This is a genomic window from Mycolicibacterium aichiense (assembly GCF_010726245.1).
GTDB classification, from domain to species: Bacteria; Actinomycetota; Actinomycetes; order Mycobacteriales; family Mycobacteriaceae; genus Mycobacterium; species Mycobacterium aichiense.
This window is the reverse complement of sequence record NZ_AP022561.1, coordinates 5,422,416-5,437,149: the sequence shown is the minus strand read 5'-3', so window position 1 is coordinate 5,437,149 and position 14,734 is coordinate 5,422,416. Positions and strand designations below refer to the sequence as shown.

At 65.7% G+C, this 14,734-nt stretch carries 10 protein-coding genes and 1 pseudogene; 6 read left to right on the top strand and 5 right to left on the bottom strand.

Going from position 1 to position 14,734, the window contains the following annotated elements:
- Positions 1–9: 9 nt before the first annotated feature.
- Positions 10–1,476 carry a peptide MFS transporter gene (locus G6N32_RS26135; RefSeq protein ID WP_115319013.1) on the top strand — a complete coding sequence of 489 codons (1,467 nt, stop codon included), beginning with the start codon at positions 10–12 and terminating at the stop codon, positions 1,474–1,476.
- Here the strand turns inward: G6N32_RS26135 and G6N32_RS29035 are convergent.
- The 5 genes and pseudogenes from G6N32_RS29035 to G6N32_RS26115 form a co-directional block, all read right to left on the bottom strand.
- The gene (locus tag G6N32_RS29035; RefSeq protein WP_232077835.1) at positions 1,473–3,113 is read right to left on the bottom strand and encodes an AMP-binding protein; all 1,641 of its coding nucleotides are present in this window, start codon (positions 3,111–3,113) and stop codon (positions 1,473–1,475) included. The genes G6N32_RS26135 and G6N32_RS29035 overlap by 4 nt on opposite strands.
- A pseudogene (locus G6N32_RS29030) lies at positions 3,105–4,610 on the bottom strand (long-chain-fatty-acid--CoA ligase); the annotation flags it as partial. The gene G6N32_RS29035 and the pseudogene G6N32_RS29030, both read right to left, overlap by 9 nt.
- On the bottom strand, positions 4,607–5,662 hold the full coding sequence (locus G6N32_RS26125; RefSeq protein WP_115318242.1) for an acyl-CoA dehydrogenase family protein: 1,056 nt from the start codon (positions 5,660–5,662) through the stop codon (positions 4,607–4,609). The pseudogene G6N32_RS29030 and the gene G6N32_RS26125, both read right to left, overlap by 4 nt.
- 1 nt (position 5,663) lies before the next feature.
- Complete coding sequence (locus G6N32_RS26120) at positions 5,664–6,911, bottom strand: acyl-CoA dehydrogenase family protein (RefSeq protein ID WP_115318243.1); 1,248 nt, start codon at positions 6,909–6,911, stop codon at positions 5,664–5,666.
- 13 nt (positions 6,912–6,924) lie between these two features.
- Complete coding sequence (locus G6N32_RS26115; RefSeq protein WP_232077834.1) at positions 6,925–7,860, bottom strand: enoyl-CoA hydratase; 936 nt, start codon at positions 7,858–7,860, stop codon at positions 6,925–6,927.
- A gap of 207 nt (positions 7,861–8,067) precedes the next feature.
- On the opposite strand from G6N32_RS26115, the gene G6N32_RS26110 reads away from it, so the two are divergent.
- From G6N32_RS26110 to G6N32_RS26090, 5 genes are read left to right on the top strand one after another with little or no spacing between them, the layout of a single operon-like run.
- The gene (locus tag G6N32_RS26110; protein WP_115318244.1) at positions 8,068–9,177 is read left to right on the top strand and encodes an LLM class flavin-dependent oxidoreductase; all 1,110 of its coding nucleotides are present in this window, start codon (positions 8,068–8,070) and stop codon (positions 9,175–9,177) included.
- A 17-nt stretch (positions 9,178–9,194) separates the two neighbouring features.
- Positions 9,195–11,732, top strand: coding sequence for an FAD-binding oxidoreductase (locus G6N32_RS26105; RefSeq protein ID WP_115318245.1), 2,538 nt, complete (start codon positions 9,195–9,197; stop codon positions 11,730–11,732).
- A gap of 13 nt (positions 11,733–11,745) precedes the next feature.
- On the top strand, positions 11,746–12,801 hold the full coding sequence (locus tag G6N32_RS26100) for an alpha/beta fold hydrolase (RefSeq protein WP_115318246.1): 1,056 nt from the start codon (positions 11,746–11,748) through the stop codon (positions 12,799–12,801).
- Positions 12,802–12,814: 13 nt separating this feature from the next.
- The gene (locus G6N32_RS26095; protein ID WP_115318247.1) at positions 12,815–13,915 is read left to right on the top strand and encodes a 3,4-dihydroxy-2-butanone-4-phosphate synthase; all 1,101 of its coding nucleotides are present in this window, start codon (positions 12,815–12,817) and stop codon (positions 13,913–13,915) included.
- Positions 13,916–13,953: 38 nt separating this feature from the next.
- Positions 13,954–14,724: a glucose 1-dehydrogenase gene (locus tag G6N32_RS26090; protein ID WP_115318248.1), complete on the top strand. Its 771-nt coding sequence runs from the start codon at positions 13,954–13,956 to the stop codon at positions 14,722–14,724.
- Positions 14,725–14,734: the final 10 nt, after the last annotated feature.

Below are 14,734 nucleotides of genomic sequence, written 5' to 3'. Positions count from 1 at the left end.
GTGAAATCCATGGCAGATGCCGTCGGAACCGAGAACGCGCCCGCGCAACGAACATTCTTCGGGCACCCCATCGGCCTGGCCAACCTCTTCGGAGTCGAGTTGTGGGAGCGGTTCTCCTACTACGGGATGCTCACGATTCTCGGGTATTACCTGTACTACTCGCTCACCGAGGGCGGGCTCGGCCTGCCCAAGGCCACCGCGACCGGCGTCGTGGGGGCCTACGGCGGCCTGGTGTATCTGTCCACGGTGCTGGGCGGCTGGGTGGCCGACCGGTTGCTCGGCATGGAGCGGACGGTGCTCTACGGCGGTGTCGTCGTCATGTGCGGCCACATCGCGCTGGCGGTGCTGCCCGGACTGACCGGCGTCGGCGTCGGCCTGATCCTGATCGCGTTGGGGTCCGGTGCCCTCAAAGCCAACGCTTCGTCGCTGCTGGGCACGCTCTACGAGGACGGTGACCCCCGTCGCGACGGCGGATTCACGCTGTTCTATCTCGGTATCAACCTGGGTTCGTTCGTGGGCCCGCTGATCACCGGTCTGCTTCAGACCAAGGTGGGTTTCCACTACGGGTTCGGTGCCGCGGCCGTCGGCATGGCGCTGGGCCTGACCCAGTACGTGGTCTTCCGGCGCAATCTCGGCAGCCACGGCCGCACCCCACCGAATCCGCTGTCCCGCAGCCATTTCGTGCGCACGGCGAGCATTGCTGCAGCGGTGGTGGTGGTTGTGGTCGTTGCCTTCGTCTTCGGTCTGATCACCCTGGCCACCCTGTCCCAGGTGACCACCGGGATTCTGATCGTCGCCTCGATCGGCTACTTCGCGGTGATGCTGCGCAGCCCGCGTGTCGAACCGCTGGAGCGCACGCGGGTTCGGGCGTTCATCCCGCTGTTCATCGCCAATGCGGTGTTCTGGTCGCTGTTCCAGCAGATCTTCACCGTGCTCGCGGTGTACTCCGACGAGCGGATGAACTGGTCGATCTTCGGTTGGCGCGCACCGTCGAACTGGATCGGCTCGATCGAACCGGTGTGGATCATCCTGCTGTCCCCGCTGTTCGCGGCGATGTGGACCAAGCTGGGCCGGCGCGCACCCACCACCCCGAGCAAGTTCGCCTACGGCGTCATCGGCATGGGTGTGGCATTTCTGCTGTTCCTGCCGATGGCGGGAACGACGGGGCGGACCGTTCCCGCGCTGTTCGTGGCGGCGATCATGGCTGTCTTCGCGATCTCCGAGCTGATGCTGTCGCCGATCGGGCTGTCGGTCACGACACAGTTGGCCCCCAACGTATTTCGAGCGCAGATGATGGCACTGTACTTCTTCTCGGTCGGACTGGGTACGTCGATGTCGGGTGTGCTGTCGGGGTACTACCGTCCGGACCGCGAGTTCGCCTACTTCGGCATCCTCGGTGCAGTCGCGGTCGTGGTGGGCCTCGTCGTGTGGGTGTTCGCACCGCGGGTGAGCCGGTTGATGGAGGGCGTCCACTAAGGCTGCGCGTCGAGCAGTCGCACCATCTCGTCCCGCATCTCGACCTTGCGCACCTTCCCGGTGACGGTCATCGGGAACTCGTCGACCACCCGCACATATCGCGGGATCTTGTAGTGGGCAAGCTTTCCGGCCGAGAACACCCGCACGCCGTCGGCGTCCAGGGGTGTGCTGCCGGGGCGCATCTTGATCCAGGCGCAGACCTCCTCACCGAGACGCGGGTCGGGCACCCCGATCACCTGGACGTCGTCGATGTCGGGATGGGTGTGCAGGAATTCTTCGATCTCCCTGGGATAGACGTTCTCGCCGCCGCGAATCACCATGTCCTTGATCCGGCCGACGATCGTGCAGTAGCCGTCGTCTCGCATCACCGCCAGATCGCCGGTGTGCATCCAGCCCTCGTCGTCGATCGCCTCTCGGGTCCTGCCCTCGTCGTTCCAGTAACCGAGCATGACCGAGTAACCGCGAGTGCAGAATTCGCCGGTCGCACCGCGCTCTACGATCGCACCGGTCTCCGGGTCGACGATCTTGACCTCGACGTGCGGATGCGCGCGTCCTACGGTGGCTGTGCGTCGTTCCAGGTCGTCGTCGTGCAGCGTCTGACAGGACACCGGCGAGGTCTCGGTCATCCCGTATGCGATGGACACCTCCGACATGTTCAACTCGTCGACACAGCGCTTCATGATCTCCACCGGGCAGGGGGCACCGGCCATGATGCCGGTACGCAGCGACGAGACGTCACGGTGCGCGAGGTCCGGATGTCCGAGCACCGCGATGAACATCGTCGGCACCCCGTACAACGCTGTGCAGCGTTCCTGTTCCACGGCGGCCAGAGTCGCGGCCGGATCGAAGCCGGCCGACGGAATCACCATCGTGGCGCCGTGGGTGGTGCAGCCGAGGTTGCCCATCACCATGCCGAAGCAGTGGTAGAACGGCACCGGAATGCACAGCCGATCGCCGGGACCGAAGTTGATCAGATCGGTGACGAAGTATCCGTTGTTGAGGATGTTGCGATGCGAGAGCACTGCGCCCTTCGGGGAACCCGTTGTCCCGGAGGTGTATTGGATGTTGATCGGATCCGACGGCGTCAGAGTGTCCATTCGGGCGCGCAACTGGTCGGTGGACACCGTCTCCCCGCGCTGCCTCAGCGACTCCCAGTCCGAGGAGTCCAGGAACACCACCTCGGTCAGATCGGGCACCTCCTGGCGTACCTCGGCGACCATATTTCGGTAGTGGGATGACTTGAACTCGCTGACGGACAACAGCATTCGGACGCCGGCGTGCTGCAGCACATAGGACAGCTCGTGAGTTCGGTACGCGGGGTTGATGGTGACCAGGATCGCGCCGGCCTTGGCGGTGGCGTACTGCACCACGGTCCACTCCGCGCAGTTGGGCGCCCAGATACCGACCCGGTCTCCCTTGCCGATGCCCGAGGCGATCAACGCCCGGGCCACTAGATCGATCTCCCGATTCAGTTCGGCATAGGTCCACGACCGGCCCGTCGCGACCTCGACCAGCGCGTCGACACCCGCGTGTGCCGCGGCGGTGCGCTCGAGGTTGGCACCGATCGTCTCGTCGAGCAGCGGGGCGCCGTCAGGTCCCGCGGCGTAGGACCGGAGTGCACCGTACTGTTCGCGCAGAACGCCTTTCAGCACCTTGCCGCTGGCGTTCCGGGGTAGCGCGTCGACGACCGCGATACGCCGCGGGCGCTTGTAGGGTGCCAGGTGTTCACGGCAGTGCGCCTCGATCTCGCTGTCGGTCGGCGGATCGCCGGTTTCGCGGGCCACGATCACCGCCAGCGGAGTTTCGCCCCATTTCGGATCCGGCACGCCGATGACCGCCACCTCGGCGATCTTCGGGTGTGCCGCCAGGACGTTCTCCACCTCGGCGCTGTAGATGTTCTCTCCGCCCGAGATGATCATGTCTTTCTTCCGGTCGACCACGTAGAGGTAGCCGTCCTCATCCTGCCGGACCAGGTCACCGGAATGGAACCATCCGCCGTGGAAAGCCGCCGCGGTTTGGGCGGGGTTGTTCCAGTATTCCTTCATCACCAGCGGACCCTGATAGACGATCTCACCGACCGCGCCGGGGGCGACGTCGTTCATGTCGTCGTCGACGATGCGAGCCTCCACGTTGAGCATCGGTGTTCCGACCGAACCGATTTTGCGGATCGCATCGTCGCCGCGCAGCAGGCAGGTGATGGGGCTGCACTCGGTTTGTCCGAACGCCGCGATGATCTCCGCGTCGGGGAACGCCTCGGTCATGCTCTGCAGCAATGTGGTGCTCGCGGGGGCGGCGCCCCACCAGATTCGCCGGAGATACGACAGGTCCCACTGCCCGAGGCGGTCCATCGCGCAGACTGCCTGCCATTGGGATGGGGTCATCCAGCACGAGGTGACGCGCTCGCTGACGATGGTGCTCACCGTCGCCTCGGGGTCGAATCCGCCGGAGGGCGGGATGATGACCGTGCCCCCGGTGAAGAACGCGGGCAGCATCCCCGACACGCCCGCGGTGTGGAACAGCGGCGCCACCCCCAGCCAGCACTCGTTCGGCAGATGGCCGAGCGTGGCGATCGAGCTGAAGGCGTGAAGGTAGAGGTTGCGATGCGTCAGCACAGCACCTTTCGGGAACCCGGTGGTGCCCGAGGTGTACATGATGAAGGCGGGTTCTTCGTCGCCGACGCGGATGTCGATGGGCTCGTCGGCGGCACGGTCGATGGCGGGCTGCAAGTCGCCACCGATCGTCAGAACCGAACGCACCGACGCCGCCCGCGCCCGCTCGACGACAGGGGCCAGCGCGGCGTCGACCACGACCGCCGCCGCACCGCTGTCGGCCAGCAGGTAGGCGATCTCGTCGGCCACCAGGCGGAAGTTCAGGGGTACGACGACGGCGCCCAGTCGCAGAGTGGCGAACCAGGTCTCGACGACCTCCAGGCTGTTCAGCCCCAGCACGGCGACCCGGTCACCGCGGCCGATTCCGCGCTGGGCCAGGGCGTTGGCCAATCTCGTCACCCGCGTGTCGATCTCGCCGAAGGTGCCGCGGCGGTGCGGGTCCACGAATCCGAGGCTGTCCGGGCGCACCCGGGCGTGTCTGGCCAGGACATCGCTGAGTGTGATTCCCGTCGACGCCGACGTCATAGGCCGACCCGATCGGCCAGGAGTGCTCGGTGCTGGCTGCTGTTGCCGAACAGCGCCTCGCAGGTCTTGGCTCGACGCAGATAGCGGTGCAGGTCGTGTTCCCAGGTGAACGCGATACCGCCGTGTACCTGGGTGGCGGTGTTCGCGCAGAGGGTGAAAGTGTCCGCCGCCTGAGCCTTCACCAGCGGCGCGGCGACGGCCAGCTCACCGGGGTCGTCCGCGCTCATCGCCGCGAACATGACCGCCACCCTGGTCGCGTCGATCTCGATCGCCATTTCCGCGCACATGTGTTTGACCGCCTGGAATGTTCCGATCGGGCGATCGAATTGACTTCTGCTGCAGGCATACTCGATGCTGCGAGCCAGACAGGCTTCGGCGCCGCCGAGCATCTCGGCGGCCAGCAGCACTCGCGCGGTGTCCAGTACCTGGTCCAGTGCGTCCGGTGCTGCGTCAAGACGTTCGGCGGCGGCCTGCCCCAGCGTCACCCGCGCAACCGGCCGTGAGGCGTCGAAGGAGGGCAGCGGTGTCACGCCGACGCCGGGGGTGGCGGTGTCGACCACATAGAGCCCCATGTCGTCACCGGTACAGGCCGCGACGACGAGCAGATCGGCGCCGTGACCGTGCAGCACGGGACCGCATACCCCGTCCAGCACAGTGTGGCCGGCACCTCCGGTGGCCGAGACCGTCGCAGACGCCGCGTCACCGGCGTTCGGACCGGTCACTGCGAACGCTGCCCTGAGTGTCCCACCGAGCAGGCCGGGCAGCAGGCGATGACGCTGTTCGTCATCGCCCAAGCACAGCACCGCATGGACCGCGAAAACATGCGATGCCAGGGGAAGTGGGCTCAGGGCGCGGCCGAACTCCTCGAACACGATCGCCGATTCGACCAGCGTTGCGCCGACACCGCCGTACTCGACCGGCACGGCCAACCCGGGTAACTCCAGCTCGGTGCACAACCTGTTCCAGCCGCGCTCGTCACTGCCGTGGACATCGAGGAAGTCACGGGTCGAATCCCGGAGCGCCGTGTGCTCACTGCTGTATTGAAAGTCCATGTCAGCGCGGCTCCTTCGGCAGTCCGAGCAGCTGTTCACCGATCACGTTGCGCTGGATCTGGGAGCTGCCGGCGTAAATGGTGGCCGCCCGCGCGTAGAGAAACTCGTCCAGCCAGCAGGCGACCGAATTCGCCGTACCCGGTGCCGGGATGATCAGAGCGGCACCGTTTCCCGGGCCGTCAGCCCAGAGCGCGTCGGTGCCCAGGATGTTCATCGCCAGATCGGTGTATCGGCGGAAGTACTCGCTCCAGATCACCTTGTTGATAGCGGCTTCGGCACCCGGGCGTTTGCCGTTGGACAGTGTGGTCAGGCCGCGGTACCCCTGGTAGCGCAGAATTTGCACGCGCGAGTAGCACCAGGCGAGCTCATCGCGGACCAACGGATCGGTGTGCCGGCCACGTTCGGCCGCCAGCTTCCGTAGCCAGTCGAGGCCTCGTCCGAATTCAATTGCTGCCGTGGTGATCTGGGATCCACGCTCGAAGCCGAGCACGGTCATCGCGGTAGCCCAGCCGCCACCGACCCCGCCGAGCACGTCGCCGGCCGCGGCTCGGGCATCGGTGAAGAAGACCTCGGAGAACGACGCGTGTCCGGCAGCGTTGACAATGGGCCGCACCACCACGCCCGGCTGATCGACCGGCACCAGCAACAGCGACAGGCCCTGGTGTTTGCGCACCGAGGCATCAGTGCGCGCCAGGACGAAGATCCAATTCGCCGTCGGCCCCGCCGACGTCCAGATCTTCTGCCCGTTGATGATCCAGTGTTGTTCTCCCGTCGCTTCGCTCGCCCCGTCATCGCCCCCCGCCAATACCGCCTTCGTCCGCACCGATGCGAGATCCGAGCCGGCCTCCGGTTCGGAGAAACCCTGACACCACCGGTCTTCCCCGGACAGGATGCGCGGCAGGAACCGCTTCTTCTGCTCCTCGGTACCCAGCGCGATCAACGTGTTGCCCAGCAGATCGATACCGAACATGTCGTTCTCGTCGCGCTCGGGGGCGCCGCAGCGGGCGAACTCCTCGGCCAGAACCGCTTGTTCGATCACTGAGAGTCCGCCGCCGCCATACTCCTTGGGCCAGGAGACCGCTACCAGTCCGCGGTCGGCGAGCACCTTGCGCCACTGGTGCCGGAGTTGCTCACGCTCTTCGGGAGGCAGAGCGCCGGGGCCGGCCCAGCCGGCAGGCAGGTGCTCGGCCAGGAAGGCCCGGATCTCCTCGCGGAACGATTGCGCTTCGTCGGGATAGTCGATGTCCACCTGTGCTCCGCTTTCAGGGCCGGTTCTTTGCGGCGGGCAGGATTTCTGGGGCCAGCCGCCAATCCTCGAGCCCGTCCTCAACGGTGCCGATGCCCAGCGGGTTGCCGTTGAGTTCGGCCCAGTGCGAGTGATTGAGCTGGTGCAGCGAGAAGCAGGCGTCCAGTGCGGTGGAGAAGCCCATGGCATCCACGGTTTGGTTGACCGACTCCTTGATCAGAAGCGCCGCCATGGTCGGCACTTTGGCTATGCGGGTGGCGAACTCGATTGTCCGCGCCGAGAGTTCGGCGGTCGGGAACACCTTGCTGACCATGCCCAGGGCGTGGGCGTCGTCGGCGCTCAGCGAGTCGCCGGTGAGCAGCAGCTCTTTGGCTTTGCGAGGGCCGAATTCCCAGGGATGGCCGAAGTACTCCACGCCGCACATCCCGAGCCGGGTGCCGACGACGTCGGCGAAAACCGTGTCCTCGGCGGCGACGATCAGGTCGCAGCACCAGGTCAGCATCAGCCCTGCCGACAACACCAGTCCATGCACCTCGGCGATCGTGATCTTGCGCAGGTTGCGCCACCGCTTGGTGTTCTGGAAGAAGTAATGCCATTCCTGCCGGTGCCGGGCATTGGCGCCGCCCAGTGTCCCGCCATTGCACAGGTAGGTCGGGTGCTGACCGGGCCCTGGTGAGCGTTCCCGGACGTCGTCGGCGGAGCCGAGATCGTGGCCGGCAGAGAAGCTGGGGCCGGCCCCCCGCAGTATCACCACGCGGACGGTGTCGTCCTCTTCGGCCAGTTCGAACGCCGTGCCGAGTTCGACGAGCATGCCGCGGTTCTGCGCGTTGCGCTGTTTCGGGCGATCGAGAGTGATCACCGCGATCCGGCCGTCCTGGATCAGTTCATAGCCGATGTAGTCGAAATGCTGCACGAATGCTCCCTTCCGTTGCCGCGGGCGGCCGCCGCTGATGCAGCACGCTACGCGGAATATCTGCAAAATGTCCATAGCCGATACGCTTGAATGGAAACGCGCAGCTCACCAAACAGGCAAGAAAAATGGTTCTTGCATCGTTTCAAGTATCTTGCTAGTACTGTGTTGAACATCGCAGCAGAGGGGTTGCGCCTCGCAACCGAGACTTCAGATGCGCGTGGTCGACCACTACCGAGAGGGTTCAAGATGGAGATCGGACTTTTCCTGATGCCGGCGCATCCACCGGAGCGCAGCCTGTACGACGCGACCCAGTGGGACCTCGACCTGATCACACTGGCCGATGAGCTCGGCTACGTGGAGGCGTGGGTCGGCGAGCACTTCACCGTGCCGTGGGAACCGATCTGCGCACCCGACCTGCTGCTGGCCCAGGCGCTGCTGCGCACCAAGAACATCAAGCTCGCCCCCGGTGCCCATCTGCTGCCGTATCACCATCCCGTCGAACTGGCCCATCGAGTGGCCTACTTCGACCACCTCGCTCAGGGCCGCTTCATGCTCGGTGTCGGCGCCAGCGGCATTCCCGGCGACTGGGCATTGTTCGACGTCGACGGCCAGAACGGCGAGCACCGGGAGATGACCCGCGAGGCACTCGAGATCATGCTGAAGGTCTGGACCGAGGATCAACCGTGGGAGTTCCGTGGGAAGTACTGGAACGCCAACGGAATAGCGCCGATGTTCGAAGGCCTGATGAAGCGGCACATCAAGCCCTTCCAAGCTCCTCACCCCCCGATCGGGGTGACCGGATTCAGTGCGGGCTCCGAGACGCTGAAGATGGCCGGCGAGCGCGGCTACCTCCCGATGAGCCTGGATCTCAACACCGAATATGTTGCCTCACACTGGGACGCGGTGCTCGAGGGTGCCGCCCGGTCCGGACGCACGCCGGATCGGAAAGACTGGCGCCTGGTGCGGGAGGTGGTCGTCGCCGAAACCGACGAACAGGCGTTCCGGTACGCGGTCGACGGCATGATGGGCCGCAACATGCGTGAGTACGTTCTGCCGACGTTCCGGATGTTCGGGATGACCAAGTTCTACAAGCACAACCCCTCGGTGCCCGACGAGGATGTGACGCCGGAGTATCTGGCGGAGAACACCTTTGTGGTCGGGTCCGTCGACACCGTGGTCGACAAGCTGGAGGCCACCTACGACCAGGTCGGTGGCTTCGGCCATCTACTGATCCTCGGTTTCGACTACCTCGACAATCCAGGCCCGTGGAAGGAGTCGATGCGGCTCCTGGCCGAGGAGGTCATGCCGCGCCTCAATGCCCGGATCGCCAAGAAGCCCGTGTCGGCGATCGTCTGAGGAGAAGGCCGAAAGACATGCAGATGCCCGAGATCACCGTGCGGTATTCGGACGGAACGTGCAAGACGATGGCGGTGCAGCACGACCAGTCGATCCTGGAGGCTGCCGAGGAAAATGGCATCGCGATCGTCAACGAATGTCAGAGCGGGATCTGTGGGACGTGCGTGGCCACTTGTGTCGCAGGCGATTACGAGATGGGGCGTACCGAAGGGCTTTCCGAAGTCGAACGCGACGCCCGCAAGGTCTTGACCTGTCAGACGTTCGCGAAATCCGACTGCCTGATCAGCGTGCAGTACCCCGCCGACGACAATGCCGCCCGGTTGGTCACCGGTACCGGCGTGGTGACCGCGGTGGAGCACGTGTCCCCGACGACGGCGCTGCTCCGCGTCGACGTCTCCGCGCTCGGACCCCTGGTCTATCTGCCCGGGCAATTCGCCCAGTTACAGGTGCCCGGCAGCACGGTGTGGCGCAACTACTCCTACGCGCATCCCGCCGACGGACGCACCGAGGTGGAGTTCATCGTCCGGCTGCTGCCCCAGGGCGTGATGTCGGACTATCTGCGTGAGAAGGCCCAACCCGGTGATCGAATTGCCATGCGGTGCAGCAAGGGCGGTTTCTACCTGCGACCGACAGCGCGCACGGTGGTCCTGGTGGCCGGCGGCACCGGGCTGTCGGCGATCCTCGCGATGGCGCAGAGTCTGAAGGACGACCACCGCGGGACGGTTCACCTGCTCTACGGCGTCAGCGACGTCGAAGACCTGTGCAAGCTCGACGAACTCGAGGCATTGAAGCGGCGGTTGCCCGGGCTGGAAGTCCACACCGTCGTCTCACGTCCGAGTGCCCAGTGGACCGGAGCGGTGGGCCGGGTCACCGATCTGCTCGACGCGCGCATGTTCGACGGCGGTAACGCCGACGTCTATCTATGCGGTCCCGCCGGGCTGATCACCGACACCCGGAAATGGCTGGACGACAACGGTATCCACGGCACCGGGCTGTACTACGAGAAGTTCGTGGCCAGTGGTGCCGCGCGCCGGCGATCAGCACCACGACTGGACTACGCCACGGTGGATCTGGCAGATGTGCGCCGTCGCGGGCGTGGCACCGCGGTGGTGGTCGGCGGGAGCATTGCGGGAATCGCTGCGGCCAAGGTGCTCAGTGAGACCTTCGACAAGGTCATCGTCCTGGAAAAGGATGCACCGCACACCCGCCGCGAGGGCAGGCCGGGTGCGGCGCAAGGCTGGCACCTGCACCATCTGCTCACCGCGGGGCGCATCGAACTCGAGAGGTTCTTCCCCGGAATCATCGACGACATGGTCCGTGAGGGCGCATTCGACGTCGACATGGCCGCGCAGTACCGCATCCGGCTCGGTGGCACCTGGAAGAAGCCGGGCACCGGGCCGATCCAGATCGTCTGCGCGGCCCGGCCCCTGCTGGAGTGGTGTGTTCGACGCCGCCTCGACGACGAACCACGGATCAGCTTCCGCTATGAATCCGAAGTGGCCGACCTGGTCTATGACCGTGCCGATGACACCGTGATCGGTGTCGCAGTCGCCGGCGACGGTGACGAACTTGACGTCATAGCAGCTGAATTCGTGGTCGACGCATCGGGGAAGAACACCCGTTTCCCGGAGTTCCTGGACCGTATCGGCATCGGGGCGCCGGAGGTGGAGCAGGACATCATCAACTGTTTCTACTCCACCATGTTTCACCACGTGCCGCCCGAGCGGCAGTGGGACGACAAGGTGATGGTCATCTGTTACGCATACCGTCCCTACGAGGACACCTACGCCGCGCAGTACTACACCGACAGCTCGCGCACCATCCTGTCCACATCGCTGGTGGCCTACAACTGCTACTCGCCGCCGCGTACGGCACAGGAGTTCCGCGAGTTCGCCAACCGGATGCCGTCGGCGGTGATCGGGGAGAACATCGACGGCCTCGAGCCGGCCTCGCCGATCTACAACTTCCGCTATCCCAATATGCTGCGGCTGCACTACGAGAAGAAGCGCAACCTGCCGCGTGCTCTGGTGGTGGTCGGAGACGCCTACACAAGTGCCGACCCGGTATCCGGGCTCGGAATGACATTGGCGCTCAAGGAAGTCCGGGAGATGCAGTTGCTGCTGGCCAAATACGGGCCCACCGATCCGGATCTGCCTCGCCGTTATTTCCGCACGATCGCCAAGTTGGCCGATACCGCCTGGTTCGTGATCAGGGAACAGAATCTTCGGTTCGACTGGCTCAAGGACGCCGACAAGAAGCGGCCCTTCTACTTCGGCGCACTGACCTGGTACATGGACCGCGTGATGGAGTTGGTACACGACGACCCGGAGACCTACAACGAGTTCCTGGCCGTCGTGCATCTGGTCAAACCCGCTGCGGCACTGATGACGCCGAAGGTGGCAGCACGCGTGGTCGGCAAATGGGCCCGGACCAAACTGTCCGGGCAGAAGACCCTCATCGCGCGCAACTACGAGAACCGCACCATTCCAACCGTCGAAGACCTGATCCGAACCGAGGAAGTATCAATCGGTTTGGCTGCCACCCGGTCCCATTAGAGAAGAGGTCGTGATGTCGCAGACCCATCGGATGCTCAACTGCCGTGGCACCCGTATCCACGCCGTTGAGGAGGGCGAGGGGCCGTTGGTGGTGTTGGTCCACGGCTTCCCCGAGTCGTGGTACTCGTGGCGCCACCAGATTCCGGTGCTCGCCGAGGCGGGGTACCGAGTGGTGGCGATCGACCAGCGGGGCTACGGCCAGTCCTCGAAATACCGCGTGCAGACCGCCTATCGGATCAAGGAACTGGTCGGTGACATTCTCGGCGTGATCGACGCCTATGGCGAGAAGCAAGCCGTGGTCATCGGCCACGACTGGGGTGCCCCGGTCGCCTGGACATTCGCCTGGCTGCACCCCGAGCGCTGTCGTGGCGTGGTCGGGATCAGTGTGCCCTTCGCCGGACGAGGAGTGATCGGGCTGCCCGGCAGCCCGTTCGGCGAACACCGGCCCAACGACTACCACCTGGAACTGGCCGGCCCAGGCAAGGTCTGGTACCAGGACTACTTCTCCGAACAGGACGGCATCATCGCCGAGGTCGAAGAGGATCTCCGCAGCTGGCTGCTCGGTCTGACCTATACGGTGTCCGGCGATGCGATGGCCGCCGCGACGCAGGCCGCCGAGGCGGCCGGGGTTGATCTCGCCGCGATGGATCCGATCGAGGTGATCCGGTCCGGCCCGCTGTGCATGCCGCACGGTGCGCGACTCAAGGACGCCTTCGTCTACCCCGAGACCATGCCGGAATGGTTCACCGACGCTGATCTCGACTTCTACACAGGCGAATTCGAGCGATCCGGACTCGGCGGCCCGTTGAGCTTCTATCACAACATCGACAACGACTGGCACGACCTCGCCGAGTACGAGGGCACCCCGCTGACCCCGCCCGCTCTCTTCATCGGCGGTCAGTACGACGTCGGCACCACCTGGGGTGCCGAGGCGGCCGAACGTGCGCACGAGGTGATGCCCAACTACTGCGGCACCCACATGGTGGACGGCGTCGGGCATTGGATCCAGCAGGAGCAGCCCAAGGAGACCAATCGGTTGCTCCTCGATTTCCTTGGCGGACTGAGTTAGTGGTGTCACGACGATGAAGACCGCGTACGGACGGGTGCGGCGCGCCATCGCCGCCGTGGCCACCGGTCGGGCCGCCATCGTGGTCGACGACTCGGAAGACCAGGGTTATCTGGTGTTCGCCGCGGATGCCGCAACGGCACAACTGCTCACATTCACGGTCCGGCACACCTCCGGTTACGTCCGGATCGCCCTGCCCGGTGCGGACTGTGAGCGACTCGACCTACCGCCGGTGTGCCACCGAGACGGTGAGTCAGTGGGAATCGCCGCTCAGCGGGTGACGGTTGACTTTCGCGAGACCGGCACCGGGATCTCGGCGATCGATCGCGCCCGCACCATCGCCGCACTCGCCGACGCCGACACCACGGCCACCGACTTCCGCCGGCCGGGGCATGTGATCCCGGTGCAGGCCGGGCAGCACGGCGTGCTCGGCCGGTCCGCGGGCGCAGCCGAGGCGGCAGTCGACCTGGCCAGGCTCGGTATGCGACGACCGGCCGGTGTGTTGTGTGAAATTGTGTCGCAACGGAATCCGACAGGAATGGCGGATCGTCCCGAGCTGGTGTCGTTCGCGGGTCGGCATGGCCTGCCGCTGGTCTCGGTGGCCGAACTGGCGACCTATCGGCGCCGCACCGAGCCACAGGTCGTGCGTTCGGCGGAGACCACGCTGCCGACCGATTCGGGCGCCTTCACGGTCGTCGGCTACCGCGACCCCCGAGAAGGATCCGAGCACCTTGCGGTGATCGCCGGCAATGCAGGTGCGGACGCGCCGATGCCCTTGCACATCCACCTCGAATGCCTCGGGGGTGACGTGTTCGGTTCGCTGGCCTGCGCTTGCGGTGCGGAACTGGCTCATGCGGTCGCCGCGATGCGGGCCCGTGGCACCGGCATGATCATCTATCTGCGGCCGCCGACCGCCCGCGCCTGCGGTCTGCTGTCCGGCGCGACAACATCGGATCTGCTGTCCGAGACCGTCGCATGGATTCTGCGCGATCTCGGCGTGTACACCGTCCGGTTGTCCGACGACGCCCCGGAGCTGGGGCTGCTCATGTTCGGCGCCATCCGGGAACATGGTCTGCACGTCGAGTCGGCCGCGACGGTGTGGCCGGTGGCAGGCTGACACATGCTCGCACGCAAGGGTTTCGCAGAGGAGAAGCGATGACGCATCCCGACCTGGCCGGCAAGTCGGCGATTGTGACCGGGGCGGGTGCGGGCATCGGTCTGGCCATCGCCAAACGGCTGGCTGCCGAAGGGTGCCAGGTACTGTGCGCGGACATCAACGCCGATACCGCGAAGGCCGCGGCGGCCGAGATCGGCGGCGGTGCCGTCGGTCATCAGGTCGACGTGAGTGACGAGTCGCAGGTGGCCGGGATGGTCGAGGCGTGCGTCGCGGAGTTCGGCGGCGTCGACAAGCTGGTCGCGAACGCCGGTGTCGTGCATTTCGCCCCGCTGCTGGACACCGAAGTCGCTGACTTCGACCGGGTGATCGGAATCAACCTGCGCGGCGCCTGGCTGTGCACCAAACACGCTGCGCCCCGAATGGTCGAGCGCGGCGGTGGGGCCATCGTCAACATGTCCTCACTCGGCGGCCAGGTCGCCGCCGCGGGCACCGCGGCCTATGGGATGTCGAAGGCGGGGATCATTCACCTCAGCCGGATCACCGCCGCCGAACTCCGCACGGCCAACGTGCGATCCAATGCCCTGCTGCCGGCGTTCGTCGACACCCCGATGCAACAGACCGCGATGACGATGTTCGACGAGGCGCTCGGAGAGGGCGGGGCCGACACGATGATCGGCCGTCTGCAGGGCCGGATGGCCGGACCGGACGAGATGGCGGGCATCGTCGCATTCCTGCTCTCCGACGACGCGTCGATGATCAACGGGACGACACAGGTTGCTGACGGCGGAACCCTCGCGGCCCTGTGGTGATCGGTCTTGT